Here is a 24,800-nt window from a genome sequence, read left to right as displayed (position 1 = left end):
GGTCCGACGGAAGCCTCCGTCAGGGGCCGACGGGGAGCAGGATGCCTGCCGTGAGGCGCAGGAGTTCGTCGGCAGTGGTGGGGAAGACGGTGCGGGGGGTTCCGGCGGCGGCCCAGAGCTGGGGGTAGTCCGTCAGTGCCACATCGACCACGGTGGGGAGCGGCTGCGGGTGCCCGACGGGAGCCACGCCCCCGATCGCCTGCCCGGTCGCCTCGCGCACCTGCTCCGGGGTGGCCCGCCGGAGCGCGCCGCGCCCCCACCGGGCGGCAAGGGCCGAGGTGTCCACCCTGTGCCGGCCACTGGTCAGAACCAGGACGGGCTCGTCGTCCGAGAGGAACACGAGGCTGTTGGCGATCGCGCCCACATCGCACCCCAGGGCCGCGGCGGCCTCGGCTGCCGTACGGGTTGACTCCGAGAGCTCGCGTACCTCGCCCGCGATCCCGGCAGCGGCGAGGACGCCGGCCACCTCCACACTCCGGACGGGCAGGGACGTGCCTTCCTGGGCGGCCATGTGACTCCTTCGGCAGAGTGACAGCAGCGTGCGTTCCGCAAACGGAACGTTCTGTTTGCGGAACGATAGATCGCCGCGGGGCGTAGGAGCAACTACCCCACTCCGCAAGGCGGAAGGGCGCCACGGCTCCCCGATGCCCACCCCCGAGTGCGACGTAGCGATTCTCGTGCCGAAGTCGCTACGCACACGGGGCAACCCCTGCCCAGGGCCCGACCGGGTCAGGTCCCAGGGCACTGGCGCGTACGGGAGCCGCACGACTACACCGCGATCCGTCCGGTCAGCAGCCAATCGAGGTACGTGGCGAGATTCGGCGCGACCCAGGTGCGGCTGTCGTTCTCGTGGTTCCACATGAAGACATCGGGTCTGCGGAAGCTCGGGAGGAGCGCGAAGAGGTCTCCGTTTCCCCCATCCGCGAAGAAGAGCAGGGGATCGAAGGGCATGTAGAGCGTGGCGAGCGCGAGGTCCTCGCGCAGGGTGAGGTTCTCGGAGGCGATCTGTTCCGCTGACCAGATCACGCCCTCTCCGTACTCGCCCTCGATGCCGTTGCTCTCGCGGAGCAGAGCGGTGAGGTCCGCAGGCAGCGGATGGCCGAGCGCGGCAGCGCATCGTTGCAGCGACGCTTCTGAAACCGCCGGTTGAAGGGTCGTCGTTCCGGGCAGCGCGGTGACCAGCTCGGTCCACATGCCGGGGTCACGCTCCATCGTCAGGTCGGCCACCGGGCATCGGATCGGCTCCGTACGCCCGTTGCGCCTCCTCGCCCTGGGAGGTGGCGTACCCGATCGTCGCACGAGCGGTGCGGCGGTGGGCCGGGAGGTGCGCGGGACCGTTCGCGGCGCAGGGAAACAAGGACGAGAGGGCCTGAACCCACCGCGTCCGCCCTCCGCCCTTCTGGGACGGGAGCGAGCGTGCCCTCCAGGTGAGGCGACGGAACTCCGTGTGTCGCGGCGCCGGCCGGCCCTGAGGGAGCCGCGGCCGGGCAGGAGCTCATGGCCCGGCCGGTGCCGCCACCCTGTCCGCGACCAGTCTGATCGCCGCGATCGTGAGGTCCGGGTCGTGGAGCTGGACGTAGTGGTCGCTGCCGGTCGCCAGGAGGTGCGGGGTCTGCGGTCGCAGCGCGACCAGGGCCTGCTGCGCCTTGGGCCAGGCCGTCTCCAGTTTCTTCAGCAGGTCCTTCGACATGGTCGCCGGCGCCGCGAAGGGCGCGGTCTTGCTGAGTACCGCGACCGGGACCGGCGGGAGCGGGCCGCCGCGATCGAGGGCGGCGACCCCGCCGTCGATGTCCACCTGCTCGAAGTCAGGGTCGGCGTCGAAGGGCGTGCCCGGGTGCCGCAAGGCCTCGACGTACGCCGGCCAGTCCGCCCCCATCGCCGGCTTCAGCCCCGGACCCAGCGCGTCCACCAGCACCAGCCCGCGGATCCGCTCCGGGTGCTCCTGCGCGTACCGCAGGGCCAGCATCCCGCCGAAGGAGTGCCCCACCAGCAGGTAGGGCCCCGGCACCCGCCCGGCGGACAGGACCTGATGCAGGTCCCGGACCATGGCGGGCAGTTCGCGGGTTCCCCGTACCGGCGTGCTGCGGGTGGTCAGGGCCGGCGGCTGTGTGTAGCGGATCGTGCCGGGCCGGTCGTACGTGCACACGCGGGTGAACGCGGCCACGCCCGGCAGGACCGCCGGGGACTTCGGGACGGGTGGTGCGGTGTCGGTCAGCGTCCACGAGTCGGAGGCCTCGTGCAGGCCTGACAGCAGCACCACGGTCGGGCTCCCCGAGCCCGAGCACTGCAGGTACAGGCTCCGGCCGCCGCCGATGTCGACCCGCTGCTCGGTGTCCGTGCCGCCCGACGGCACGGGTGTCCCCGCCACCAGCAGCAGGACGGCGGCCGCCACCGCGGCCGTGACCCCGCCGGGCACACGCCATCGCATACCTCCACCCTCCTCCCACCCCTACGGCCCCGCCACCCCGCCCCTCCACCGTGTTCTCGGTTCCCATCCCGTGCGCCGCCACGGGCACGGCAGGGCCGGATCCGGAGGGAGGTGTCCTCCGTGCGCGGCCGTCGGCGAATCCTTTATCCGGTACGACTGATACACCCGGGCGGGTGGCCGGGCCGGGGCTCGGGCCGCCGGGTGAAGGGTGGGCACCTATAACAGGGCCGTCACGTTGATCAACTGATGGGTCCTCACCATGTTGCAGACAGCTCTGCGGCTCCTCGCCGCGGTCTCCCTCATCTCGGCCGCCGCCGTCACCCCGGCCACCGCAACCCCTGCCGCTCGCGCCGACGACTTGACGGCAGCCTGCGGTCCGACCGTCGAGTACCGCCCGTGGGACTGGTACCGCACGACGACCGACAAGACGATCGACGTGGACGTCGCGGCGAGCGCGGCGGACGAGCGCTGGCAGTGGCGCAACGACGTGAACACCCTGTGGCGCGGAGACACCCGGGAGACCGTCGAGGAGATCTTCCGCACCGGCTTCACGCCCCGGGGCGACCGGGTGACCCCGCTCGCCGAGTACATCGTCAAGGGCGGCGGGCAGAACAGCGCGCACCTGAGCACCAGCTGCGAGAAGTGGGTGGCCCAGAAGTTCGCCACCTACGGCGCAGCCAAGACGGGCTGGGTCTACGAGATCTACGCACCCGGTGGCATCGACGTGAACGCCACGGCGCGCCTGAACAACTACAGCTCGCCGTACCTCTGGAACAAGGAGGTCGACTTCCCCGGAGGCGTCAAGGGCCAGTACATCAAGGGCGCCTGCAAGTACCACTTGACCTACACCGACCCGGAGACGAAGGTCAGCACCTTCGAGGAGCTCGGCTGCAAGGACAACGCGGGCTTCGCCCCGTACAAGGTCGACGTGGCCGCGCTCGCCGCCGCCCGCTGACCGTTCGCCGGGGCCGGTCCGCGGCGCTCCGGCAGTCCTGTGCGACGCCGGAGCGCCCGGTGGCGGACCGGAAGGGAGCCTCACCGCAACACACCGACTGGGCGCGCCGCACCCCACGGCGGCGCCCCACAGCCGGTGTGCACCAGGTGCCCTGCGGGCGTACAGCGAACATCACGAGCCGGGCACCACCCGGCGAGGCGCATGTGCGCCCTGCGTTCAGCGGGCGTGGTGCTGGGTCCCGCGCTGGCGGGGGAGTTCGCTCAGCCGGCGAACGGCGGGCCGGCGGTGGCCGGCCCGGCGCCGGCGGCCCGGGAGGGGGTTGCGTCGCGCGGGGGCGCTGGGGGCGAGGGCCAGGAGAGCGATGCACGTGAGGACCGCGACGAGGATGAGCACGGTAACGAGGGTCATGTTCCTGCCTTCCGTCGGGTTCTAACTGTCTATAGCTACTTGGTGTTACCAGAATGGGGCTCTGTAAACACAATGGGTGACTTTTGTGCCGTGTGGTGGGCCGTCGGCTCGGCGCGAGCGCGCTCTCTGTCGCGGGGGCCACCGCCGCGAACTGAGCTTCCGGCGGGGTGTCCGTCAGCGTCCGTGCTGCAGAACCGGCAGGCGGTGTCGTTGAGTTCCAGGAGGGGGACGGGCCGCGGGGGTGGTGCGCGCCAGAGACACGCCGCACCACCCCGCCGCCGTCCTGGCTGCCGATCGTCCGTGTCTGCCCTGCGGCCCACCCTTGACCGGGGGCGGCAGCCTAGCTCCGCGTGTTCGCCGTCCATTCCTGGGCGAGGAGTCCGAGCAGCACGTCATCGAGGAACTCGCCCATCACCCAGGCCGAAGAGCGCAGCACGCCCTCGCGGACGAAGCCGTTGCGCTCGGCTGAGCGCAGCATCGCAGTGTTGTCCGACAGCGTCTCGATCTGCAGCCGTTGCAGGCCGCGCACGAGGAAACCGTAGTGGCACAGCACCGCCACCACATCGGTGCCGTAGCCCTTGCCGCGGGCGGTCGGCAGCAGTCCGAGCCCGATGTGCGCGGACCGGTTGTGGGTGTCGATGCCCCACAGCACGGCGTATCCGACCAGCGTGCCGCCGTCCAGCTCCACCACGGAGAACGGGACGTGTCCCTGCTCGTTGTCGTCCACCACGAGCCGCGCATGCTTCGAGCCGGGCGTGATCGGCCGCCACGGCCGGAGTTCGGACCGCGAGTAGTTGACCACGTCGTCGTAGAGCTCGGTCTGCAGGACAGGGATGTCGTTCTCGTGCCGGGCCCGGAGCCCGACCTTGCGGCCTCGTAGCATGCAAGGTTCCTATCCGACCGGATGGGGCGGCGGCAACCGATTAGAGCCCGCCGCATTCGGTGTAGCGGGGCGAAGTCAGGCTGCGTTTCCGTTACGGAGCTGTGGTTGCCGCCAATCGTCCGCCTCCGAAGGTTCAGTTCGGCCGGCGCGTGCTGCTTCGGCTTGTCGCGACGGGTGTCCCGGATCCTGACGGGTCGCTGCGGCCGGCGCGCTCGGCGCACAAGCAACCTGTTACGCGCCGTGGAGTTCCCGGGGCAGCCTCAGTACGGGACGGTGATCCTGCAGGACGGTGCCCGGCCCGTTCAGGAGTGCGCCGTACCGCCGCCGGCCCGGGCCTCATGACGCGCGGTGCGTACTCGCTGCACGGGTCGGCGCTGGAGTTCGTGGCCGGCCCCTCGCCGGTCCTGCGTTTGGAGCTGGGGGGTGGCACGCCGCCGACCACCGCCGAGGACGACATCTCCGTCCGGATTGCGGATCAGGAGGACACCGAAGCCGCGTGGGGGCAGCGCGGCGTACCGTACCCGACCGCGTGGCTCGGGGTGCAGGAGCTCGCGGCCTGGTGGTAGGGCCGGCTGCTCGCAGTGCCCGGCTCCGGCAGGTACCAGGTCCGGGCGCTTACGGAGCGCGGGGAGATTCGCCTGAATGCGAGCGCCGGCTCCTGCGCGCATCGGGAGCGCGCCGACGTGCAAGATCGCTCCCGCGTGCAGGGTCGCTGCCGCTCCGGGAGCCGGGGCGGTCAGGAAGAGACCCACCCCGCCTCTGCGCCGGGTCAGCCGGGGCGCTCGCGTCGACACTCCGGGCGGACGGACGAACCCCTCAGGCGGCCGACGGGGCGAGCCCCCGCGCCGCGCGCCCCTGCCGGGCAGGTCGCGCCCTCGCCACCGGGTGCGTGATCAAGCCATTGTTCCGTCACCTGATCGGCTCTGCAGGACCTAGAGTGTGCGCGTGACCGAGCAGAATCCCGAACTCATCGCCGGCCGGTACCAGCTGGTCGAACGCATCGGCCAGGGTGGTATGGGCCGGGTCTGGCGTGGCCTCGACCAGCAGCTCTTCGGGCGGGAGGTCGCCGTCAAGGAGATCCTCTTCCCGCCGGGCCTGGACGACGGCGACCGCACCGCGCTGCTCCGGCGGTTCACCGGTGAGGCCCGCGCAGCGGTCACTCTCAGCCACCCCGGGATCATCACCATCCATGACGTCGTGGACCACCACGGTGCGCCCGTCATCGTCATGGAGCTGATCCGCGGGCAGTCCCTGGCCGCCGCCATCCGCAGCAGCGGCCGGCTGCCCGTACGGCGGGTGGCCGAGATCGGCGCCGTCATGCTCGACGCGCTGGCCGAGGCGCACGGGGCGCGGATCATCCACCGCGACATCAAGCCGGACAACGTGCTCCTGGCCAAGGACCGCGTCGTCCTCACCGACTTCGGTATCGCCCACCTCGCGGACGCCACGACCAAGCTGAGCCACAGCGGGATCGTCATCGGCACGCCGCAGTACATGCCGCCCGAGCAGCTGGAGGGCAAGCGCCCGACCCCTGCCAACGACCTGTGGGCGCTCGGCGCCACCCTCTACCACGCCGTCGAGGGACGCCCGCCGTTCGATGTGGAGGGGCTCCACGCCCTCGCCATCGCCGTGTTCACCCGGCCGCACCGGCCGCCGATCCATGCCGGCCCGCTGGCGCCCGTGCTGGACGCACTCCTCACCAAGGACCCGGAACAGCGCGTGGGCGCCGCGGAAGCGGCCGAGATGCTGGCGGCGGTGCTGCGGTCCTCCCTGCCCGGAGTCGACGCGACCGCCGGGCACCGGCCGGGGCACGAGCCCACGCCCGAACCGGAGCACACTCCCGCGTCCACACCGCCCGACCCGAGGGCAACCCCCGTACCGGGACCGGATGCGGCGGCGGAGCAGGCTTCCGTGCCGACGGCACCGGAGCGGGCACCGTCGACCACGCCGTCACCGCCGACGCCCACGGTCTTCGACTCGGGGTCCGGGTCCGCCGCCGAAACCCCGCGGCGCCCCGTCCCGGACCGGCCGACCGACCCGCCCGCGCCCGTACCGCCGGCCGAGGACCCGCTCACGCTCGGGACCACACCCGCGACGGAGCACCGCGAGCGGGCCTCCGCCAGGCGGCGGGCCCTCACCCGGCGCTCCGTGATCCTGGGCACGGCGCTGGCCACGCTCGCCACGGGCTCCGTCCTGACCTGGACCCTCACCCGTGACGACGACGCACCGGGCGGCGGAGGAGCGGCCGGCAGCGGATCGGGGGCCTCCTCCGTCACGGTGGTCCTCGGGGTGGACGCACCGCTCAGCGGCGGGCTGTCCTCGATGGGCGTCGGCGTCAGGAACTCCGCCGACCTGGCAGTCAGGACCGCCAACGAAACCCGGCACGTCCCCGGCGTGAACTTCGAGATCAAGGCCCTGGACGACGCGGCCGACCCCGCCAAGGGCGCGCCCAACGCCGCCCGGTTCGTCTCCGACGAGAAGGTGCTGGGCGTCGTCGGACCCCTCAACTCCGGTGTCGCCCGGACCCTGGTGGCACCCCTCGCGCAGGCGGACGTGGTCAACGTGTCACCGGGCAACACGGACCCGGTGCTGACACTGGGCCCCGACTGGGCCGCGGGCACCAGGTCCCGACCGCACTCCACCTACTTCCGCACCGTCGCCACGGACGTCGACCAGGGGCCGTTCGCCGCCCGATACCTGCACGGCGAGGCGAAGAAGTCCAAGCTCTACGTGGTCGACGACGCGAGCGCCCACGGAACCGGCCTCACCTCCGGCTTCACAGCCGAGTTCACGAAGCTCGGCGGGACCGTCGTCGGCACCGAGCAGGTCGATCCCGCGGAACGCGCCTTCGCGGGCCTTGCCACGAGGGTGCGCTCCTCGGGCGCCGACGCCGTCTACTTCGGCGGCTCCTACGACACCGCGGCCCCGCTGTCCCAGCAGCTCAAGCAGGCGGGGGTGAACGTCCCCCTGATGGGCGGCGACGGCATCTTCGACCAGGAGTACCTCACGGCGAACCCGAAGGCCGAGGGCGACCTCGCGACCCACATCGGCGTGCCCGCCGAGGAGTCGGCGGCAGGGCAGGACTTCCTCGCCCGGTACCAGAAGGCGGGGTACCCGGACGCGGCCGGCTGGTACGGCCCGTACGCCTACGACGCGACCTGGGCCCTCATCGAGGCGGTGAAGGCCGTCGTGACGGCCAACGGCGGCACGCTGCCCGACAACGCCCGGGCGAAACTGCCGCAGGCCGTGACGCAGCTGTCCTTCGACGGTGTCACGGGCCGCGTCGCCTTCGACGGGAACGGCGACACCGTGAACCGCCGGCTGACGGTGTACGCGGTGAACGGCGGCAGCTGGGCGGCCATGACGAGCGGCTCCGCGACCCGCTGACGCCTGCCGGGCTGTCGATCGCTGCCAGCCCGCCACGAGCGCGGCGTCGGCCCCGGCGGGGAGCAGGCGCGACGGGTGGGCCGGAGGGCGGCTCACCGGACATGGGCGTCGGGCCGGGTCGGAACGTGGCCCCGACCCGGCACGACGACATCCCCCGCGGCTCACGCGCAGCCCTCGTCGCCCCGCGGCCCGTTCGCCCGGCAGACGATTCGCCAGGTCGCGGCCGCGGCGGGCACGGGACCGGATCGGGGTCAGTGCGGCCCGTCGTACGCGCGGGCTTCGGCGGCTGACTTCAGGTCGCGCAGCCAGGCTTCGAGACCCTCGCGGAGCAGCCGGGTCGCGGTGGGAACGTCCGCTTCGACCTGCGCGCCGGTGTGCGTCTCCTCGGTGCTCACGCGGACGCCGCCACTGACCTGGGTGAAGTTCCCCACGTGGACGCCGTCGATGTGCAGTCCTTCGCCGGTAGCGGGGCCGGTCCAGCGGATGCACGATCCGTCCTTGATCTGCCGGACGGTCGAGGTGATGTCCAGGGTGGTGGCGGGAGTCGAGGGATGGGGGGGGAATCGGGAGCGTCCACCGGAATGCCGAACCCTTGCGGAGGACGCCGTGGTCGAGGCGTTCCACGGTCTCCACGGGGCTCTGCCAGGACGGCCACCGCTCCACGTCGGTCTGCAGTTTCCAGACGGTGCGCAGCGGTGCGCTGATCACGACTTCGGGCCGGTGGCGGACGAGAGCGTCGGAGTCGACGCCCTTGCCGCGGCAGGTGAGGGACGTGCCGGGGTGCGAGGGGTGGGCCCCGGCGGGTGAGGTGGCAGTGCCGAGGAGACCGAGGGCGCGGGACGGTCACGAGGGCGGCGCGGGCGCCGGTGCCGGGGATGCCGGGCATGGAGTGCTCCTCCGCGGGACGATGCGATGACGGTAGAGAGCATCGCGTTCGTTAGAAGCTATAACTCAATGGAGGTGGAGGCAACAGGAGGCGTGAGAACATCTCACTCGTCTTCGAGGGTGTAGCCGGACGGGGCCTGTGCGGAGGAAGTCGGACCGGGGCGGCGAGCTTTTCGGTGTCCCGGGCCGACTCGGCACCCGTGCGGCCTATCGCGTCACAGAGGCGCCCGGCCGACGCCTGTTGATGCCGGGTCAGCTGTGCGCGCCGTGGTACGGGTACGGGATATCAGAAGCCAATTCCGGCCATGATCGCGAAAGGTGCCGCCTGTGTCTCAGGAGCAACGTAAACGGGGGCAAAGGATGCGGCTGCCCGTGAAGGCGGCTCTGCCCGGCCGTCACCCGCACGAGGACGAGGCGCCCGTCACCGACCGGGTGGTCTTCGGCGTGACGGCCGTGCTGACCTTGGGCTTCGTGATCTGGGGTGCCACGGCCACCGGCGCACTGGAGAGCGTCTCCGACACCCTGCTGAACGGATTGATGCACAACGGCGGCTGGGCCTTCGTCCTGGTCGCCTCGGGGTTCGTCGTCTTCGCGCTCTGGCTCGCCATCAGCCGGTACGGACGGATCGAGCTGGGCCAGGAGCACGAGGAGCCGGAGTTCAGCACCGTCTCCTGGGTCGCCATGATGTTCAGCGCCGGCATGGGCATCGGCCTGATGTTCTACGGCGTCAGCGAACCCCTCGCGCACTACACCACTCCACCGCCGGGCACCGACCCCGCCGACTCGGCGGACGCCATGCAGACGGCGCTGGCCACCACGCTCTTCCACTGGACGCTGCACCCGTGGGCCATCTATGCGGTGGTCGGTCTGGCCATCGCGTACAGCACCTTCCGGCGCCGGAGGCGGCAGACGATCAGCGCCGTCTTCGTCCCGCTCCTCGGGAAGAAGCGTGCCGAAGGCGCTCCCGGCCGGATCATCGACATCCTGGCGATCTTCGCCACGCTGTTCGGCTCCGCCACCTCCCTGGGACTCGGCGCGCTCCAGATCGGCAGTGGCATGCACGAGGTGGGCTGGCTCAACAAGGCCGGGACGGGGCTGCTCGTCGCCATCATCGCCGTGCTGACCGTCTGCTTCGTCTTCTCCGCCGTCTCCGGCGTGGAGAAGGGCATCCAGTGGCTCTCCAACATCAACATGGTGCTGGCCGTCATCCTCGCGGTCTTCGTGTTCGTCGTCGGCCCCACCATCTTGGTGCTCGACCTGATCCCCACCTCCCTCGCCGCGTACTTCGACGAGCTGCCCCAGCTGATCGGCCGCACCGAGGCGTCCACCGGCGGTGGTGACGTCGCCGACTGGCTGAGCAGCTGGACGGTCTTCTACTGGGCCTGGTGGATCTCCTGGACGCCGTTCGTCGGCATGTTCATCGCCCGCATCAGCCGGGGCCGCACGATCCGTCAGTTCGTCGGCGGCGTCATCCTGGTGCCCAGCGCCGTGAGCCTGGTCTGGTTCGCCGTCTTCGGCGGTACGGCCATGCGTCTGACGGAGCAGGGAAAGCTGGGGGCAGCGACCACGCCCGAGGCGCAGCTCTTCGGCGTGCTCCAGGAGTTCCCGATCGCCGGCGTGATGAGCCTGCTCGTGATGGTCCTGGTCGGCATCTTCTTCGTCTCCGGCGCCGACGCCGCCTCGATCGTGATGGGCACCCTCTCCCAGAAGGGCACCTTCGAACCCGCCCGGTTCGTCGTCATCTTCTGGGGCGTGGTGACCGGTGGCGTGGCGGCCGTGATGCTGCTCGTCGGTGAGGGCAAGGGCGACGCACTCGCGGGCTTGCAGCACCTCACGATCCTCGTCGCGGCCCCGTTCGTCCTGGTGATGATCGGCATGTGCTGGGCCCTCCTGCGGGACCTCCGCCGGGACCCGTTGATCGTCCGCGTGGAACTTGCCGAGGAGGCGGTGGAGGAAGCCGTGATCGCGGGCCACGAGAAGTACGCGGGCGATTTCCAGATCCGCATCGGCCCGTCGCAGGACGAGGCACCCGGGGGAAAGGAGCCTGACCCCGGCCCAGGCCCCGGCCGCGGCCCCGGCCCTGACCGCAAGGATCCGGGAGCCCCGCCACCGGCCTCCTGACGGGCACGGCCTTCCTGCGCCGAACGGCCCGGCCGGGCCTCACACCACGACGTGGCCCGGCCGGGCCCTGCGCCCCGGTCCGGCGGACGCCACGGCATCAGGGCTGGGACTGACGCCCAGGGGGCCAGGATCGAGCCGTTGCTGCCGGACCGGACGCCGAAGCGGGGGCCGGCTGCTCCCAGAGGTCGGCCAGGTGCGCATCGAGGACGGCGTGTGCCTCCTGGGAGGTGAGGTGTCCGATCAGGACGTGCGTGGTGAGGCCGTCCGCGAGGGCGAGCAAAGTGCGGGCCGCGCGTTGCGGATCGAGGGGAACGGCGTGGTCGACGTCCTCGCCGGCTTCCGAGATGAGACGGGTGAACGCCTCCTGCAAAGTTGCGTAGTTAGCCTTCACCGTCCTTGCGAGCGCCTCGCTGACCGCCGCCTGCGCAACGAAGGCGAGCCAGACCCTGGCCTCGGCGCGGTGCTCCTCCCGTAGCAGCGCGATCTCGGTGGCCGCGTGCCCCAGAGTGGTGCCGGCCGACTGGGCCGGGCTCCTGACGAGGCGGGCTCGTACGCGCTCCATGATCCGCTCACCGATGTGCCCGAGAGCGAACACGAGCATCTCTTCCTTGGTGCGGAAGCACCGCTGAACGGCGCCCATCGACACCTGCGCACGGGCCGCGACGTCGCGAAGGGTCACACCCTCCAGCCCGCGTTCATCGGCGAGGTGGCAGACGGCCTCGGCGACAAGGCGGCGTCGGCCCGCGTGATCCACCTGCCTGGGCATGCCCGGTTCCCTCCTGTTGCAGTGCGATCTGCTTTCGCAGCACTTTATGCGATGCGCTCGCATCGGTTCCAGGGGTACGGTTCTGTTCCGATGCAAGCGCATCGGTACGCGAAGGGGAGGGAAGGGAAGAGCCATGCAGGACGCCCTGTGGAAGATGTCGGCCGCCGCGCAGGCGGAGGCCGTGCGCAGCGCTGACGTCTCGGCCGTCGAACTGGTCGACAGTCACCTGGATCGGATTGCCGCGATCAACCCGCAGGTGAACGCGGTCACGCAGCTCCTGGCGGAGCGAGCACGGGAGGCCGCAGCGCAGGTGGACCGGCGGCGGGCCGCCGGCGCGGCGCTGGGCCCCCTCGCGGGTGTGCCCTTCACCGTGAAGGAGAGCACCGCGATCGAAGGCGTACCGACGACCTTCGGCACGGAGCGCTTCCGTGATCTGGTGGCGTCGGCGGACGCACCCCCGGTGGCACGGCTGCGCGCAGCGGGGGCCATCCCCATCGGGCACAGCAACATCCCCACCCTGATCCTTGCGGGCATGCACACGCGCAGCGAGCTGTTCGGCGACACCGTCAACCCGTGGGACCGAAGCCGGACCCCGGGCGGCTCCAGCGGTGGCGACGCGGTGGCCGTGGCCACGGGCATGGCGGCGCTCGGGCTCGGCAACGACTCCGGCGGGTCGGTGCGCGTCCCGGCCCAGTTCTGCGGTGTGGCCGGCCTGAAGCCGTCCACGGGCCGGTTCCCCGCCGATCACCGCGTTCTGGGCCCGGACGACCCCGGCCCGGCGTCCCAGTTCCTGGTCACCGACGGCCCGCTGGCCCGGAACGTCGGCGATCTTCGGCTTGCCTACGAAGTCCTGGCCGGAACCGATCCGCGAGACCCCCGAGCCGTGCCGGTGCCCACGTACGGTGAACCGCTCCCCGGGCGCGTGAAGGTCGCGGTCGTGGCGGATCCTGGCGGACACGGCGTCCACCCCACCGTTCGCGGCGCCATCGCGACCGCGGCCGACGCGCTGCGCGACGCCGGATACGACGTGCGCGACGTGCAGGACGTACCGCGCATGGACGAGGCCCTCGAGGCGTACGGCCGCATCACGGTGACCGAGTTCGCCCCGACCTGGCCGGTGGTGCGCAAACTGCTCGGCCAGGGCGGCGACCGCTACATCGAGATGGCGATGGAGCAGACTCCGCCCGCAAGCGCGGACGAGATCATGAAGTTGATGGGCACCTGGATGAACATCCGCCGCTCATGGGCCGGATTCCTCGACGACTACCCGCTGTTGCTCGGTCCCGTCTTCACCGAGCCGCCGGTCGAGCCGGGGCTGGAGTCACGTGACAGGTCAGGCAGGGACCGGGTCGCGTCGGGAATGCGTCTGTGCGCCGTGACCAGCTTCGTGGGAGTTCCCGGTGTGGCCGTACCGACCGGGATGGTCGACGGGCTCCCCTGCGGAGTGCAGATCGTCGGTCGCGCGTTCCGGGAAGACCTGTGCCTGGGCGCGGCCCAGGCGATCGAGGACCGTCTCGGAGTCCTCACACCGGTCGACCCGCGCGCTGGGAGGCCGGGTTGATGGAGCCCTCGGATCCTGGAAGGCTGGAGCGCATGGTTTCGGTAGTGCAGAACGTAGCGATCGACTGTGCGGATGCCTATGAGCTGGCCCGGTTCTGGAGCAGTGTGACGGGCCGTCCGATGCATCCGGACGTCGGACCGGGTGACCGGGAGACTCAGGTGCTGCTGGCGGAGGGTCCGGTGCTGTACTTCAACCAGGTGCCCGAGGCCAAGACGATCAAGAATCGGATCCATCTGTGTCTGCGCCCTGAGACCTCGCGCGATCAGGAGGTGGACCGGCTGCTGGGCCTCGGTGCCGCCTTCGTCGCCGATCACCGGAATCCCGATGGGTCAGGCTGGGCAGTCCTTGCTGATCCCGAAGGCAACGAATTCTGCGTTCTGCGCAGTGAGTCGGACCGGGCCGCCGGCCGAGCGTGAAGACGAGGTGAGCGCTTTGCCGGCCTGCCGAGCGGTTCCGGCACCGGCCTGTGGAGCGAGTGCGACGCCTTCTGGGTCTGACCCGGACCTCGGACATGACTGGGCTCCGTACTGGTAGACGGCGACGGTGTCGTCGGGCATGCGCTCGGCGGCGTCGCAGTCCGGTGAGGCGGGGCGCGACCTGGTCGGCCCGGTAGCGGAGACGGGAGCGGTCCGGGAGCGCGGATCGGCCTCGTCTTCGAGGATGACGTCCGGTTCCTCGGCCGCGCAGCGCCGTCAGGTGCGCGGGCTGCTGTCTTCGACGTAGACCTTGATGGAGCCCTCGTGATCTTCTGCATAGGCGGTCGCTGTTCCGCCCCGTCCCTGCACCTGCGTCATGGTGCGGTCGTAGAAGTCCCTGCCCGACGGCCACAGGCAGGACAGCAGCAGATCCTGGTGGTAGGCAAGCAGCTGCCCGTCCTCGACGCGCAGCGTGACGGGGAAGAGATGCTCCTGGGTCCGGGCGGCGAGTTCCCGGCGGGCCCCTGGCTGCCAGGTGCTCCAGTGCCCCGTGAAAGGAAGGATCAGGTCGGGGCGCACCGTCCGGGCGTACGTGATGGCCATCTGCTGCAGGTCTTCCCACCAGGGCATCAGCAGACGTATTCCGCTGTAGCCGTACATGAGGTTGCGGGAGGCGGTGACGACCGGTCCGTGTTCGGCCGTTCCCTCCCGGTACTCCTGGGGATCCACCTGGTGCAGTTCCACGTGGGCGTGGCAGCCGACGGGCTGCCCGGCGGCGTACGCCAGGCCGCGTATGGGGCCGCCGAGCGAGACCAGGTTGCGGTCGTACATGTAGCCGAGATGACGCTCATGGTCGGTTCCCCCGTGCTCCGGTGGGGCGGCCACGCTGACGGCGTTGGGGTTGTAGTCGTTGTCGGGTCGCGGAACGAGCTGGACCTTGACGGGCAGTACGGCGTCCTGCCCGGGCGTGCCGCCCCCGCGCGCCAGACCCCCTGAGGCGACCTCGTGTTGGACGAACGCGTGAAACGCCTTCTCGGCAGCGCCGCCCCGGACCGAGACGCCGAGAGCGAACGCGTGGCGCTTGCTCGGCGGGATCAAAGTGAGCCCCGATTCCTGATCGGGGGCGATGGAATCCTGCGCCGTACCCATTCGCTCCTGCCTCGTTTCACAGTCGTCGAGCACTCACCCGTGCCGTATTGCCGGGTGGTGGTGTTGCCGTACACAGGCGCACGGTTCCAGCCATCGGGGGTGAACCCAGGCTGACGTGACGATAACCCCGGGGTCTTCCTGCAGTTCAGGCAGGATCTGCTACCCGGCAGCTGCACGGCGATCTGCACGGTCGGGCCCCTCCAGGCGGCCGGGGTGGGCGCCCTGCGCCAGCTCGCTCAGAGCATCCTCGTCCGGAGCGCAGGACGACCTCGCGGAGCAGGCTACGCACGGCAGACGGCTGCTCGCCGCCCCAGCGGTGTACGCCAGTTCCTGCGCCCTGTGGCTGAGTGAGGGCCGTGTGCTGTCGATGCCGAACAGGCGGGTCGACGCCCTCGCCGTGGCAGGGGAGCGGCCGGCTGCCGGTCCTTGAGTTCTCTTCAACGATCGTTGACCGCGTCGTCGTTGATCACCCCACCAGCGGAAGTCATCCTTGGCGATGAGTCGCGCGGAATCCACAGAGACATCCCTCGCCCCGCGGACCGGCTCGCCTCTTCCGCGTACCGCGACAGCGCTTGAGCCGGGCACCCATGTGCTCGACTGACGTGTTCCTCACGTACGTGCTCGATCACGAAAGACGAGATGGCCGGCCACTTCACAGCACCTGACCACGCACATAGCGGAGGTCCCCACGCTCCGGGCAATCGGGACGACGTACGCGCCCCCCAGGAGGCCGGCCGGATCCATGGCCCTGGGCCCACGGCCGATCGCAGGCACCCGCGTCAGCCTGTCCGTGGCGCAGGGCATCCGGGAACGGTGTCCGGAACGGCCAGTGCGGGCGTGACCTCCAGGACGACGTCGCAGAAGGCCTGGATGCGCGGATCGCCGTCATCGCACGTACGCCACACCAGTCCGTGCTCGACCGGCGGCATGTCCGTCATCCGGACGAACCGGATGTCCGGCCGTTGGTAGAGCGCGAGCAGTTGGCCGTCGCCGGGGATGATGCCACGCCCCGTCGCCACCAGCGCCAGCGCCTCGGCATAGGTGGCGCACGGTTCGGGGTGCCTGCCGATCGGCTGCCCGCCCGGTGTCTGCCGGGGCGAGTGGAAGTCGGTCCAGTAGTCGGGGACCGAGTTGGCCACGGAGATGAAGGTCTCACCCGCGAGGTCCTCGAACGACGCCGTGTCCTGCTCCGCGAGGCGATGGCCCGCGTTCAGGCACATGTACCTGGTGCCGCGGGTGACCACCGGGCCGGCCGTCAGGTGCGGCTCGTCCACGGGCAGGGCGGTGAGAAGCACGTCAGCCGTTCCCGCGCGCAGTTGCGTCACGTGGTGGTCCAGCTGGGTTTCGACGACACGCACGCGGCAGTCCGGGTGCCGCTGTTCGAAGACTTCCCGGGCGGTGGACATGATGCGCCCCGCCTGGGTTCCCATGAAACCCACGGTGAGGGTGCCGCTCATGCCGCGCCCGGCGACTTCTGCGCGGTCCATGGCGCGCTTGATGCCCTCGTGCAGCGGCAGGAGGGCATCCCTGAGGCCGCGACCGATGGGGGTCAGGGCGACGTGGCGGCTGGTGCGTTCGAACAGCGTCGCACCGATGCGGCGTTCGATCTTCTTGACCGTCTTGCTGATTAGCCCGGTGGTGACGTGCAGCCGTTCGACGGTACGACCGAAGTGCAGCTCCTCGGAAAGAGCCAGAAACACCTCCATTTCCCCTTTTCCATTCGAGGATGCACACATGCGCGTGATCAGGCAGCACACCCTTGGTGGCCCGGAAGTGCTGGAAGTCGTCGAAACCGAGCGGCCCGCTCCCGCACCCGGCGAGGTGCTCGTGCGCGTCCATGCCACAGGCGTCAACCCGGCGGACCACAAGGTCCGCTCCGGGTACGTGCAGTTCTTCGGCGAGCCTCCCTTCGTTTTGGGGCACGAGTTCAGCGGTGTGGTGGACGAGGTCGGTGAGGGGGCGGCCGGATTCCGGCCCGGTGACGAGGTGTACGGCTGGGTGACTCCGCCTCACGGCAGCCATGCCGACTACGTCCTCGTGCCGGAGTCCGCCATCGCCGCCAAGCCGACGACCCTCGACCACGTCCACGCAGGGGCACTCGGCATCGCGGCTCTGACCGCCTACCAGACCCTGGTGAACCTTGCTCAGGTGCAGCCCGGTCAGCGTGTTCTGGTGCACGCGGCCGCCGGCGGTGTGGGGCATTTCGCGGTTCAGATCGCCAAGGCCCTCGGGGCGTACGTGATCGGCACGGCCCGGACGGCCAACCACTCCTTCCTGCGGGACGCGGACGAACTGCTCGACTACACGACGGCCGACTTCTCGGGCCTCCGAGATGTGGACGTCGTGATCGACACGATCAGCGGGAGCTACGGGCCGAGGTCGCTCCGTACGCTCAAGCGCGGCGGCATCCTCATCGACGTCGTGGGCGTAGGAGTCGAACGGACGGCCGTGACGGAGCAGGCACAGGCGGACGGCGTGCGGTTCGTCGAGTACTACCTCGCACCGACCCCGGCCGACCTGTCCGGCTTCGCCGACCTGGTGGACCGCGCCGGCATCCGCCCTTCCATCGCGGAGACGCTGCCCCTCACCGATGCTGCAAAGGCCCACCGGCTGAGCGAGAGCGGGCGCGTCCGCGGAAAGATCGCGCTCGTGCCCTGAGGCTCCGTACATCGGCGGACCGGCCGGAGTGCACCCACCGCGAAGGCCCGTGGCAGCCTCTCGACCTGAGGAGGAAATCCCACGGTCGACGGCGCCGGTGTGACCGAAGGACGCGAGCTAGTACTGCAACGGTCTTTTGTCTGAAAGGTTGGCAGCTTCTGGTGGTGTGTGGCCGCGTCGTTTGTAGTGGCTGGTGCGGGCTTGGTGTTGGCGGTGGCGGCGCCAGTGGGACCAGTGCAGGACGTGCTCGACGGGTGCTGGTTGGCGGTGGGTGAGGCGGGTGATCAGGCGTCGGAGTTCGGGGAGGGTGAGGGGGATGAGCCGGGAGGATCCGTTTCTGCTTTCCCGGTATCCAGTGCTCGGGCCTTCAGGACGGTGAGGCAGGCGTGGGCGGCCATGGCGAGCGTGATGTGGCGGTGCCAGCCGGGATAGCGGCGGACCTGGTAGTCGTCCAGGCCGCATTCCTGCTTGGCGGTCTGGAAGCATTCCTCGACGGCCCACCGGCTGCCGGCGACGCTGATCAGTTCGTCGAGTGTCGTCTCGGCGGGGCAGTAGGCGATGTAGTAGGACATCTGATCGGGCCGGCTGACGCTGCGGCGGGCGATCACCCCGTGCCGTCGGTCCTCGCGGTGCCAGGGCCGGACCTCCACCCGGGCCCAGTCGTAGACCCGCGGGCCGTGGGCTCCGTTCCCGCAGGAACGGCGCTTCCACTTCTGCCTCGCAAGGCCGTTGAACAGGTCGTGGACGGGGTGGTCCATCGCCCAGCGGGTGACGACGGTGTCGTGGCGGGTGGTGGCCATGACATGGAAGACATCGGCTCGCTCCAGCTCCGTGCGCCAACCTTTGGAAAATCCGTAGGCGGCATCCGCGGTCACCCACCGAAACGGAATCCGGTCAGTGATCGCCCGGCGGACCATCGCCTTGGCGATGGCCACCTTCGTCTCGAAGGCAACCGCGTCCTCGATGCCCGCGGCCCGGCAGCGTTCCCGGTCGTCGGTCCATGACGTGGGCAGATACAGGCGGCGGTCGATCAGCGTGCGACCCCGGGCACCGGCGTAGGCGAGAAAGACACCCACCTGGCAGTTCTCTGTGCGGCCCGCTGTTCCCGAGTACTGGCGCTGGACGCCGGCCGAGCGGACACCCTTCTTCAGGAACCCGGTGTCGTCCACGATCAGCACCGCTTCCGGGTCGCCGAGATGCTCGACGATGTAGTCGCGGACGTCGTGGAGGACTGCATCAGCGTCCCAGTCGCACCGGTTCAGCAGCCGGTGGATCCGGTCCGGGCTCCCATGCCCTGCTTCCTCCGCAAGCGTCCAGCCGTTCTTCCGCTCCAGCGGAGCTATCAGCCCCTGCATATACGCCAGTGCCGACTCGCGCGGCTCCGACCGGGCAAACCGGTGCAGGAACCGCTCATGCACCTCACCCAGACCCGCCGCCCACGCCCTCACATCACCAAGCACCCCACCCATAACCAGACCAACGACCACCCTGGCCACCAGTCACACCAAGCGCCGTTGCAGTACTAGAAGGCGACGGGACGGTCCGTCCGAGCCTGCTCGCGCAGGCCGGAGGTGAGCTCAACCCCCAGGACACCGGGGCCGGGTGTGGCGACGGAGACGGCGACGGCGGGTGTGGCGACCACGGCTTCGGGTGGGGTCACGGCCACGGGGGTGGCGAGGGCGGCGGCGATCGCGAGGACAGCGGTGGCGCGAAGGGTCCACTTCAGCACGGAGGGGCTCCGATCTCGGCATGTGACGGCATGTGCCTTGATCGTCGCCAACCATCCGGTGGCCGGGCATCGTCCGAAAGTCGCGACCGCCTCCCCCGCGCGGGGGAGGCAGCGCCGACAGGTGCAGGAACGCGCCTCCGGCCGCTGCCCCTCCTGCTCCCGCGGCCAGAAAGCCGCGGGAGCCGCGGGAGCCGCGCTCACGGTGCTCCGCACGATGGTGGCCGCTCTCGCGGACGGCGGGCCGCGCGCCACCGGTACCCGCGGCCGGGGCCGCGGGTGCCGCCGGCGGCGTCGGGCCGGGCAGCGTGTTCTCGACGGTCCACCGTCCGGACGGGTTCGCAAACGCGACGTACTGGACAGAATCGGCTCATGTATTCCGTGAAGACCGCCCTGACGGCTGCCGCGGTGCTCCTCGCCCTCGCCGCCCCGGCCGCCGCACTCCCCGCCGCTCCGACCCGCCCGCCCGCCCGTTCCGACTCCGCCACGGCGAGTCCGTGCGACGGTGCCCCGACCTGCTACGTCGACGTGACGGTGGCCCAGGTCTGGGTGAGTCCCGGGCAGGTCCGGCCGGTGGACGCTCCCGCAACCGCCAATCCTGCCGACATCCGTGGCTGGTTGACGGCCATGTCCCTGGACGAGCGTCGTGACGTGGCCGGTGAGACGCAGGCGCTCCACGGCGCGAAGGTGACCGTCGACCGGACGATGTGGTACGGCGGCCTCCTCTGGGACCACGTATGGGTGCACGGCCAGCCGACCCCCAGGGACCAGGCCGGACGAGGCGCCTACCCCGGTTGGATTCCCGACCGGCAGCTGACCTCCGAACACCTGCGGCCGCCCCGTGGTACGCACGAGGAACGGGTCGGACGTCCCACGGCCCGGGCCTTCACCACCGCCGAGGCCGCCTCCACGGGCGCCGGGCCGGGGCAGGCGCGCGCATACTCCTACAACACCTCGTTCCCGGTGAAAGCAGGCCCGCTGCCCGGCGTCGTCACCGCCTACTCCCACAGCGGAGACCGGGTGTTCTTCCGGGCCGGTGACCTGGCGAGGGTGCCGGCCGCACCGAGCGGCGAGGACGTGGTCGCCGCCGCACGCACCTTCATGGGCCTGCCCTACCTGTGGTCGGGAACCTCCGGATTCGGCTACGACTGCTCCGGGCTGACCGGCCAGATCTACTCCGCCCTCGGCATCACCATCCCCCGGGACGCCCAGCCGCAGTTCGACGCGGGTGGCGGGCAGGCACCCACCGGTTCGGCCGCCGGGGTGCGCATCACCGGCACCAAGGACCTCAGGCCCGGCGACATCGTCGCCTTCCGCCCGGCCACCGGCACCGAGGTCACCCACGTCGGCATCTACTCGGGGACGAGGAACGGCGAACCGATGATGATCAATTCTCCCCGAACCGGTGACGTGGTGAAGGAGGAACCCATCGGTTCCACCGGCCGCGTCTACGTGGGTGCCACCCGCTTCCTCACCCGCTGACGCCGGCGCCCCGGTGAGGCCGCGGACGGCCGGGAACCGGCTTGCCCGGCGGTGAGCAGGTGGAGAGCCTCACGGCTGTACGCCGCCGTGGTCGGTGCGGTGCACCAACCGGGAGAGTTCCGTCCGCGACCGCACCCCGAGCAGGGCGAAGACGTTGCGCAGGTGGTGGTCGACGGTGCGGGGGCTGACCGAGAGACTGAGGGCCACCTCCCGGTTGGTCGCGCCTTCGGCGACGCAGCGCGCGATGCGCAGTTGCTGAGGGGTCAGCCGGCCCAGACCACCCGCCGGTACGGGGACGGGGGCGTCACCCGTGGCCCGCAGTTCGGCACGGGTCTGCTCGGCCCAGGCGGGGGCCCCGCAGCGCTCGAAGGCGACCAGTGCGTCCCGCAGCCGGTTCCTGGCTTCCGCAGGACGGCGTCGGCGCCGCAGCCACTTTCCGTACAGCAACTGGGTGCGGGCTCGCTCGAAGTCGCCGTGCGCCGACTCGTGCCGGAGCACGGCCAGGGCGAAGAGGGCGTCGGCCGAGTCGTCCGGCGGGGCGGTCAGGGCACGGCACCGGGCCAGCTGCGCCGGTGCCTGCGGGTCGGCGCCCTGGGCGGCCCAGAGGGCGAACTCCTCGACGGCCGCTCTCGCCTCCGCCGCAGCCCCGGACATCACGGAGGCTTCGACGAAGCAGGGCAGGGCGAGCATGCGGACGGCGAAGTGGCCGCGCCCGGGACCCGGCCGGGTCAGCGGGCCGAGGCGGGCGGCCGCCTCGAGAGGCCGGCCGCGGCACAGGTCCGCGCGCGCCAGGGCCCATTCGGCCAGGGTGACGGCCTGGAGGAGCCCGTGCGGTCGGGCGATCTCCACGGCGGCCCCGGCATGTGCGGCGACGGCCGCCGCATCGTCCTCGACGGAGGCGACCAGTGCCAGGATCGCGTGCTGACTCGCGGCCACGTTGCGCTGGCCCGCTTGACGGGCGGCGTGCAGGCCTTCCTGAGCGTGGTTCCGGGCCCGTGCGTGCTGGCCGGCGCGGAGCTCGGCGTAGGCGAGGTGTTCGAGGATCTTGGGAGTGAGGGCGGCCAGCCCCTTCGAGCGCGAGGCGGCCAAGGCCCGGGCGTTGATCCGGCACGCCGCAGGGATGTCGCCGAGCACCAGCGCGGCGACACCGGCCCGCACCAGGCGGGTGGGGTCGTCGTCGTGGTGCGCCCCGTCGAGCACCCGGCGCAGCGGCTGCGCGGCCTCGGTCAGGTGTCCGTCGAGCGCGGTGCGCAGTCCCGTTCTGTAGTCCGGCCTCGGATCGAGCGGCGGTGAGGAGAAGGGGGGCAGGGGGTCCGGTAGGCGGACCGTCTCGTGCCGGACCGGGGCGTGCGGACCGGTCGGCGGCGGTGCACCGGTCACGGTGACGTCCTGGGAAGGCGACGGCAGCGGGGCGTCGGCGAGGGCGGCCAGGCAGGCGCCGGCGTCACCCGCGGCCCACGCCGCGTCGACCGCTTCCATCCTGGCCTCCAGGGCCGCTTCGGCATCCAGCGGGGCGAGCCGTTCCGCAGCCATGAGCAGTGCCTGGTATGCGTCGCCGACCGGCCCGTCCCTCAGACCGAGGCTGCCCCGTACGAGTTCCGTGCGGCCGTGCACCGTGTCGGGCAAGGTGCCGTCCCGGGTGGCCGCCAGCAGGCGGCGCGCCCTGCGGGGGTGTCCTGCCATGCGGGCGTACTCGGCCGCGGCGGTCAGGTGAGCGGTTCGGGTGCCCGCGTGGGCGGTGAGATCGGCGGCGAGGGCGAGGGCGGCAGAGCGCTCCATCGCGGACGTGGGCGTGCCCGGAGCGGCCGCGGCGACGAGGGCGACGGCGAGAGAGGCGTCGGGACCTTGCGTGGCGAGGGCGAGGTGGAGCAGGTGGCGCAGGCGGTACCGGTCGGCGTCGATGACCGAGGCGAGCAGGGCGTGGGCCGCCCGGCGCTGTGATGACGGCGCGCCGGTGTAGGCGGTGCGCCGGAGCAGGGAGCTGCCGAACGTCACGCGGTCGTCGGCGTGGTACACGAGCCTCGCCGCCTCGGCGGGGTCCAGGGCGGCCGGGTCCAGTCCGGCCTCGCGGGCGGCGCGCAGCACCAGCGAGGCGTCCGCGCCGGCCGCCGCGGGGCCGGGTTCGTGCGCGGCCGCCGCCAGGAGCAGGAGCTGTCGCGTGGGGGGCGGCAACGGGGCGAGGCGACTGCCGAAGGTGGCCCACAGGGCGCCGCCGTCCACCAGCGGGCGGGGCAACGGGCGGTGCCCGCGGAGTTCGTCCGGCGTCAGGCGCTGGGCGAGCGCCGCCAGGACGGCAGGGTTCCCTTCGGCCTCGGCCAGCAGCTCCGAGCGCACGGACGGGTCCACGCCCGTATCGGCGACATCGTGGAGCAGGGCCGTCGATGAGCAGTCGTCGAGGGGGCCGAGGCGGACCAGGGGCAGCCCCGCGAAGTCGGGATCGTCCGCCCGGTGCTCCGCAATCGACAGCAGGAGCCCGATCGGGCGATCGGGGTCGGGGTGACGGGCGGCCGAAGCCAGGACGGCCCGCGAGGGCGCGTCCCACAGGTGCACGTCGTCCACGCAGATGAGCAGCGGCCTTCCCCCGGGGACGTACGGCCACAGCAGCCGGGGCAGGTCGGCCGTCCACCGGCCCGCTCCGCCCGCGGACCGCGATGGCGCCGCGCCCCCGCCCTCGGCTGCCGCGCACAGCAGCGCGCGCATGCCGTCGTAGGGACGGGGGCGAACGGGCAGGGGCCGGGGGAGCAGGACGGGCCCGAGCGTGAACTCGCGGGCGGCCGCGGCCAGGAGAGCGCTCCGGCCCCGTCCTGGCTCCGCCGCGAGGAGGAGTGTCCCGCCGCGCCGGGACCGGAGCTGGGCCCACAGCGCTTCCACAGCTGCGCTCTCGGTCGTCCGGCCGTATATCCGGCAAGGACGTCGCACGGTCGTCTGTCCGGTCACGCCGGTGAGGTTACTGCGGTGTAAACAGTGGCGGAAGCCTTGCCGCAGCCGGTGGAGGGCCCCAGGGGGACCGTCTCCACCGGCCGGGAGGGGTCAGGAGGTGTGGGGGCAGTTCCCCCTGTACTCCTCGATGGTCGGACCGGGGACCGGCAGCGGGCAGAGGAACTGCTCGTAGCGGGTGTCGTTGTCGATGAACCGCTTCAGCCACGCGACGCTGTACTTGCCGATGGTGGTGTTCGAGGTGTTCGGCGTGAAGTGCGTGGCGTTGTCGAGCTCCAGGTACGCCTTGTCGAGCGAGCTGGGCAAGCCGGCGTAGAAGGGCTCCGAGTGCGTGAGGACCGGTGCGATCGAGTCACCGTCGGCTCCGACGACCAGGGTCGGCGTCTGGATCTCGGGCCAGGACTTGTCCAGGTTCCAGCCGGTGAGGGCGACGGCTGCCTGCAGGGAAGGCCGGGTCTTGGCGGCCTCCAGCGTGCCGCCACCTCCCATGGAGTGGCCCATGACGCCGAGTCGGCTGCTGTCGATCCTGCTGCGCACGGGGCTGCGCTGCGTCAAGTAGTCCAGTGAGGCGAGCAGTTGGCGCCCTCTGCTGTCGGGCTGGTCGAGCGTGGTGAGCGTGTCGATGGTCAGGACGACGAAGCCCTGGGAGGCCAGTCGCGGGCCGAGCCATGCGATCGACGACTGGGTGGCGGTGTAGCCGGGGGAGATGGCCACGGCGCCGAAGGTCCCGGCGCCGGTGGCGGTCGGGTAGTAGATGGTGCCGCCGCCGAAGCCCGTGACGCCCAGGGACGACACGCTGGTCTGCGCGACGGTGTAGGGCCCGCGGGCGGCCTCGATGCTCGACCTGGTCGGTGCGGGTCCCCGCTCGTACGGGTTGTCTGCCGCCACTGCCCCGGGCGCCGTGAACGTAGCGAGTCCGCTCATGGTCAGGAGTGCCGCCAGCGCGGCGAGGAGCGAACGGAGCGGCGTCCTCCCGGAGCCGGCGGGGCCGCCGGACCGGCCGCTCGTACGGGCGTGGTGGCGGGGAGGGGCCTGGGG

20 protein-coding genes and 1 pseudogene are annotated in these 24,800 nt (G+C 71.4%); 8 read left to right on the top strand and 13 right to left on the bottom strand.

Annotated features, from left to right (window positions below):
- Window positions 1-19: 19 nt before the first annotated feature.
- From ACFWUZ_RS18255 to ACFWUZ_RS18245, 3 genes are all read right to left on the bottom strand, one after another.
- Complete coding sequence (locus ACFWUZ_RS18255) at window positions 20-511, bottom strand: YbaK/EbsC family protein (RefSeq protein WP_384373272.1); 492 nt, start codon at window positions 509-511, stop codon at window positions 20-22.
- A 257-nt stretch (window positions 512-768) separates the two neighbouring features.
- Window positions 769-1,227 (bottom strand): SMI1/KNR4 family protein, encoded by a 459-nt coding sequence (locus tag ACFWUZ_RS18250; RefSeq protein ID WP_384373270.1) that lies wholly within the window; start codon window positions 1,225-1,227, stop codon window positions 769-771.
- Between the two features lie 268 nt (window positions 1,228-1,495).
- Window positions 1,496-2,428: an alpha/beta fold hydrolase gene (locus ACFWUZ_RS18245; RefSeq protein ID WP_384373268.1), complete on the bottom strand. Its 933-nt coding sequence runs from the start codon at window positions 2,426-2,428 to the stop codon at window positions 1,496-1,498.
- 259 nt (window positions 2,429-2,687) lie between these two features.
- Here ACFWUZ_RS18245 and ACFWUZ_RS18240 point away from each other — a divergent pair, with 259 nt between their 5' ends.
- Window positions 2,688-3,383, top strand: a complete 696-nt coding sequence (locus tag ACFWUZ_RS18240; RefSeq protein ID WP_384373266.1) for a hypothetical protein — start codon at window positions 2,688-2,690, stop codon at window positions 3,381-3,383.
- A gap of 216 nt (window positions 3,384-3,599) precedes the next feature.
- On the opposite strand, the gene ACFWUZ_RS18235 is transcribed toward ACFWUZ_RS18240, so the two are convergent.
- Both ACFWUZ_RS18235 and ACFWUZ_RS18230 read right to left on the bottom strand, forming a co-directional pair.
- On the bottom strand, window positions 3,600-3,791 hold the full coding sequence (locus ACFWUZ_RS18235) for a hypothetical protein (RefSeq protein ID WP_384373264.1): 192 nt from the start codon (window positions 3,789-3,791) through the stop codon (window positions 3,600-3,602).
- A 340-nt stretch (window positions 3,792-4,131) separates the two neighbouring features.
- A complete protein-coding gene (locus ACFWUZ_RS18230; RefSeq protein WP_384373262.1) occupies window positions 4,132-4,674 on the bottom strand; it encodes a GNAT family N-acetyltransferase in 543 nt (180 codons plus the stop codon).
- 308 nt (window positions 4,675-4,982) lie between these two features.
- On the opposite strand from ACFWUZ_RS18230, the gene ACFWUZ_RS18225 reads away from it, so the two are divergent.
- Entirely contained in the window at window positions 4,983-5,240 is a 258-nt protein-coding gene (locus tag ACFWUZ_RS18225; protein WP_384373260.1) for a hypothetical protein, read from the top strand.
- Between the two features lie 379 nt (window positions 5,241-5,619).
- Window positions 5,620-8,061 carry an ABC transporter substrate-binding protein gene (locus ACFWUZ_RS18220; RefSeq protein ID WP_384373258.1) on the top strand — a complete coding sequence of 814 codons (2,442 nt, stop codon included), beginning with the start codon at window positions 5,620-5,622 and terminating at the stop codon, window positions 8,059-8,061.
- Window positions 8,062-8,312: 251 nt separating this feature from the next.
- Here ACFWUZ_RS18220 and ACFWUZ_RS18215 read toward each other — a convergent pair.
- Window positions 8,313-8,947, bottom strand: a pseudogene (locus ACFWUZ_RS18215) (SRPBCC family protein).
- 359 nt (window positions 8,948-9,306) lie between these two features.
- On the opposite strand from ACFWUZ_RS18215, the gene ACFWUZ_RS18210 reads away from it, so the two are divergent.
- The gene (locus ACFWUZ_RS18210) at window positions 9,307-11,067 is read left to right on the top strand and encodes a BCCT family transporter (RefSeq protein ID WP_384373256.1); all 1,761 of its coding nucleotides are present in this window, start codon (window positions 9,307-9,309) and stop codon (window positions 11,065-11,067) included.
- Between the two features lie 97 nt (window positions 11,068-11,164).
- Here the strand turns inward: ACFWUZ_RS18210 and ACFWUZ_RS18205 are convergent, their stop codons facing one another.
- Window positions 11,165-11,833, bottom strand: a complete 669-nt coding sequence (locus tag ACFWUZ_RS18205; RefSeq protein WP_384373254.1) for a TetR/AcrR family transcriptional regulator — start codon at window positions 11,831-11,833, stop codon at window positions 11,165-11,167.
- Window positions 11,834-11,966: 133 nt separating this feature from the next.
- On the opposite strand from ACFWUZ_RS18205, the gene ACFWUZ_RS18200 reads away from it, so the two are divergent.
- Both ACFWUZ_RS18200 and ACFWUZ_RS18195 read left to right on the top strand, forming a co-directional pair.
- Window positions 11,967-13,394: an amidase gene (locus ACFWUZ_RS18200; protein ID WP_384373252.1), complete on the top strand. Its 1,428-nt coding sequence runs from the start codon at window positions 11,967-11,969 to the stop codon at window positions 13,392-13,394.
- A 32-nt stretch (window positions 13,395-13,426) separates the two neighbouring features.
- Window positions 13,427-13,810 carry a VOC family protein gene (locus ACFWUZ_RS18195; RefSeq protein WP_384373250.1) on the top strand — a complete coding sequence of 128 codons (384 nt, stop codon included), beginning with the start codon at window positions 13,427-13,429 and terminating at the stop codon, window positions 13,808-13,810.
- Window positions 13,811-14,086: 276 nt separating this feature from the next.
- On the opposite strand, the gene ACFWUZ_RS18190 is transcribed toward ACFWUZ_RS18195, so the two are convergent.
- The gene (locus tag ACFWUZ_RS18190; protein ID WP_384373248.1) at window positions 14,087-14,959 is read right to left on the bottom strand and encodes a hypothetical protein; all 873 of its coding nucleotides are present in this window, start codon (window positions 14,957-14,959) and stop codon (window positions 14,087-14,089) included.
- 779 nt (window positions 14,960-15,738) lie between these two features.
- Window positions 15,739-16,695, bottom strand: coding sequence for a LysR family transcriptional regulator (locus ACFWUZ_RS18185; protein WP_384373246.1), 957 nt, complete (start codon window positions 16,693-16,695; stop codon window positions 15,739-15,741).
- Here ACFWUZ_RS18185 and ACFWUZ_RS18180 point away from each other — a divergent pair.
- On the top strand, window positions 16,694-17,617 hold the full coding sequence (locus ACFWUZ_RS18180) for an NADP-dependent oxidoreductase (protein ID WP_384373244.1): 924 nt from the start codon (window positions 16,694-16,696) through the stop codon (window positions 17,615-17,617). The genes ACFWUZ_RS18185 and ACFWUZ_RS18180 overlap by 2 nt on opposite strands.
- A 284-nt stretch (window positions 17,618-17,901) precedes the next feature.
- Here the strand turns inward: ACFWUZ_RS18180 and ACFWUZ_RS18175 are convergent, their stop codons facing one another.
- Window positions 17,902-19,086 (bottom strand): IS701 family transposase, encoded by a 1,185-nt coding sequence (locus ACFWUZ_RS18175; protein ID WP_384373357.1) that lies wholly within the window; start codon window positions 19,084-19,086, stop codon window positions 17,902-17,904.
- A 53-nt stretch (window positions 19,087-19,139) separates the two neighbouring features.
- Window positions 19,140-19,346, bottom strand: coding sequence for a hypothetical protein (locus ACFWUZ_RS18170; protein WP_384373243.1), 207 nt, complete (start codon window positions 19,344-19,346; stop codon window positions 19,140-19,142).
- A gap of 369 nt (window positions 19,347-19,715) precedes the next feature.
- Here ACFWUZ_RS18170 and ACFWUZ_RS18165 point away from each other — a divergent pair, with 369 nt between their 5' ends.
- Window positions 19,716-20,825 (top strand): C40 family peptidase, encoded by a 1,110-nt coding sequence (locus ACFWUZ_RS18165; protein WP_384373241.1) that lies wholly within the window; start codon window positions 19,716-19,718, stop codon window positions 20,823-20,825.
- Between the two features lie 69 nt (window positions 20,826-20,894).
- Here the strand turns inward: ACFWUZ_RS18165 and ACFWUZ_RS18160 are convergent, their stop codons facing one another.
- Window positions 20,895-23,696, bottom strand: coding sequence for a LuxR C-terminal-related transcriptional regulator (locus ACFWUZ_RS18160; protein WP_384373239.1), 2,802 nt, complete (start codon window positions 23,694-23,696; stop codon window positions 20,895-20,897).
- Between the two features lie 159 nt (window positions 23,697-23,855).
- Window positions 23,856-24,686, bottom strand: coding sequence for an alpha/beta hydrolase family protein (locus ACFWUZ_RS18155; RefSeq protein ID WP_384373355.1), 831 nt, complete (start codon window positions 24,684-24,686; stop codon window positions 23,856-23,858).
- Between the last annotated feature and the right edge of the window lie 114 nt (window positions 24,687-24,800).

The sequence above is a fragment of the Streptomyces sp. NPDC058646 genome (assembly GCF_042716875.1).
Classification (GTDB): Bacteria; Actinomycetota; Actinomycetes; order Streptomycetales; family Streptomycetaceae; genus Streptomyces.
The sequence above is the reverse complement of the archived record's forward strand: the minus strand, read 5'-3'. Positions and strand labels throughout refer to the sequence as shown.

What these genes read in the sequence shown, in the direction of transcription:
- ACFWUZ_RS18255 (WP_384373272.1), bottom strand. Translation starts at nt 511, where the DNA reads ATGGCCGCCCAGGAAGGCACGTCCCTGCCCGTCCGGAGTGTGGAGGTG.
- ACFWUZ_RS18245 (WP_384373268.1), bottom strand. Translation starts at nt 2,428, where the DNA reads ATGCGATGGCGTGTGCCCGGCGGGGTCACGGCCGCGGTGGCGGCCGCC.
- ACFWUZ_RS18180 (WP_384373244.1), top strand. Translation starts at nt 16,694, where the DNA reads ATGCGCGTGATCAGGCAGCACACCCTTGGTGGCCCGGAAGTGCTGGAA.
- ACFWUZ_RS18240 (WP_384373266.1), top strand. Translation starts at nt 2,688, where the DNA reads ATGTTGCAGACAGCTCTGCGGCTCCTCGCCGCGGTCTCCCTCATCTCG.
- ACFWUZ_RS18230 (WP_384373262.1), bottom strand. Translation starts at nt 4,674, where the DNA reads ATGCTACGAGGCCGCAAGGTCGGGCTCCGGGCCCGGCACGAGAACGAC.
- ACFWUZ_RS18190 (WP_384373248.1), bottom strand. Translation starts at nt 14,959, where the DNA reads ATGGGTACGGCGCAGGATTCCATCGCCCCCGATCAGGAATCGGGGCTC.
- ACFWUZ_RS18205 (WP_384373254.1), bottom strand. Translation starts at nt 11,833, where the DNA reads ATGCCCAGGCAGGTGGATCACGCGGGCCGACGCCGCCTTGTCGCCGAG.
- ACFWUZ_RS18155 (WP_384373355.1), bottom strand. Translation starts at nt 24,686, where the DNA reads ATGAGCGGACTCGCTACGTTCACGGCGCCCGGGGCAGTGGCGGCAGAC.
- ACFWUZ_RS18195 (WP_384373250.1), top strand. Translation starts at nt 13,427, where the DNA reads ATGGTTTCGGTAGTGCAGAACGTAGCGATCGACTGTGCGGATGCCTAT.
- ACFWUZ_RS18235 (WP_384373264.1), bottom strand. Translation starts at nt 3,791, where the DNA reads ATGACCCTCGTTACCGTGCTCATCCTCGTCGCGGTCCTCACGTGCATC.
- ACFWUZ_RS18200 (WP_384373252.1), top strand. Translation starts at nt 11,967, where the DNA reads ATGCAGGACGCCCTGTGGAAGATGTCGGCCGCCGCGCAGGCGGAGGCC.
- ACFWUZ_RS18185 (WP_384373246.1), bottom strand. Translation starts at nt 16,695, where the DNA reads ATGTGTGCATCCTCGAATGGAAAAGGGGAAATGGAGGTGTTTCTGGCT.
- ACFWUZ_RS18165 (WP_384373241.1), top strand. Translation starts at nt 19,716, where the DNA reads ATGTATTCCGTGAAGACCGCCCTGACGGCTGCCGCGGTGCTCCTCGCC.
- ACFWUZ_RS18175 (WP_384373357.1), bottom strand. Translation starts at nt 19,086, where the DNA reads ATGGGTGGGGTGCTTGGTGATGTGAGGGCGTGGGCGGCGGGTCTGGGT.
- ACFWUZ_RS18210 (WP_384373256.1), top strand. Translation starts at nt 9,307, where the DNA reads ATGCGGCTGCCCGTGAAGGCGGCTCTGCCCGGCCGTCACCCGCACGAG.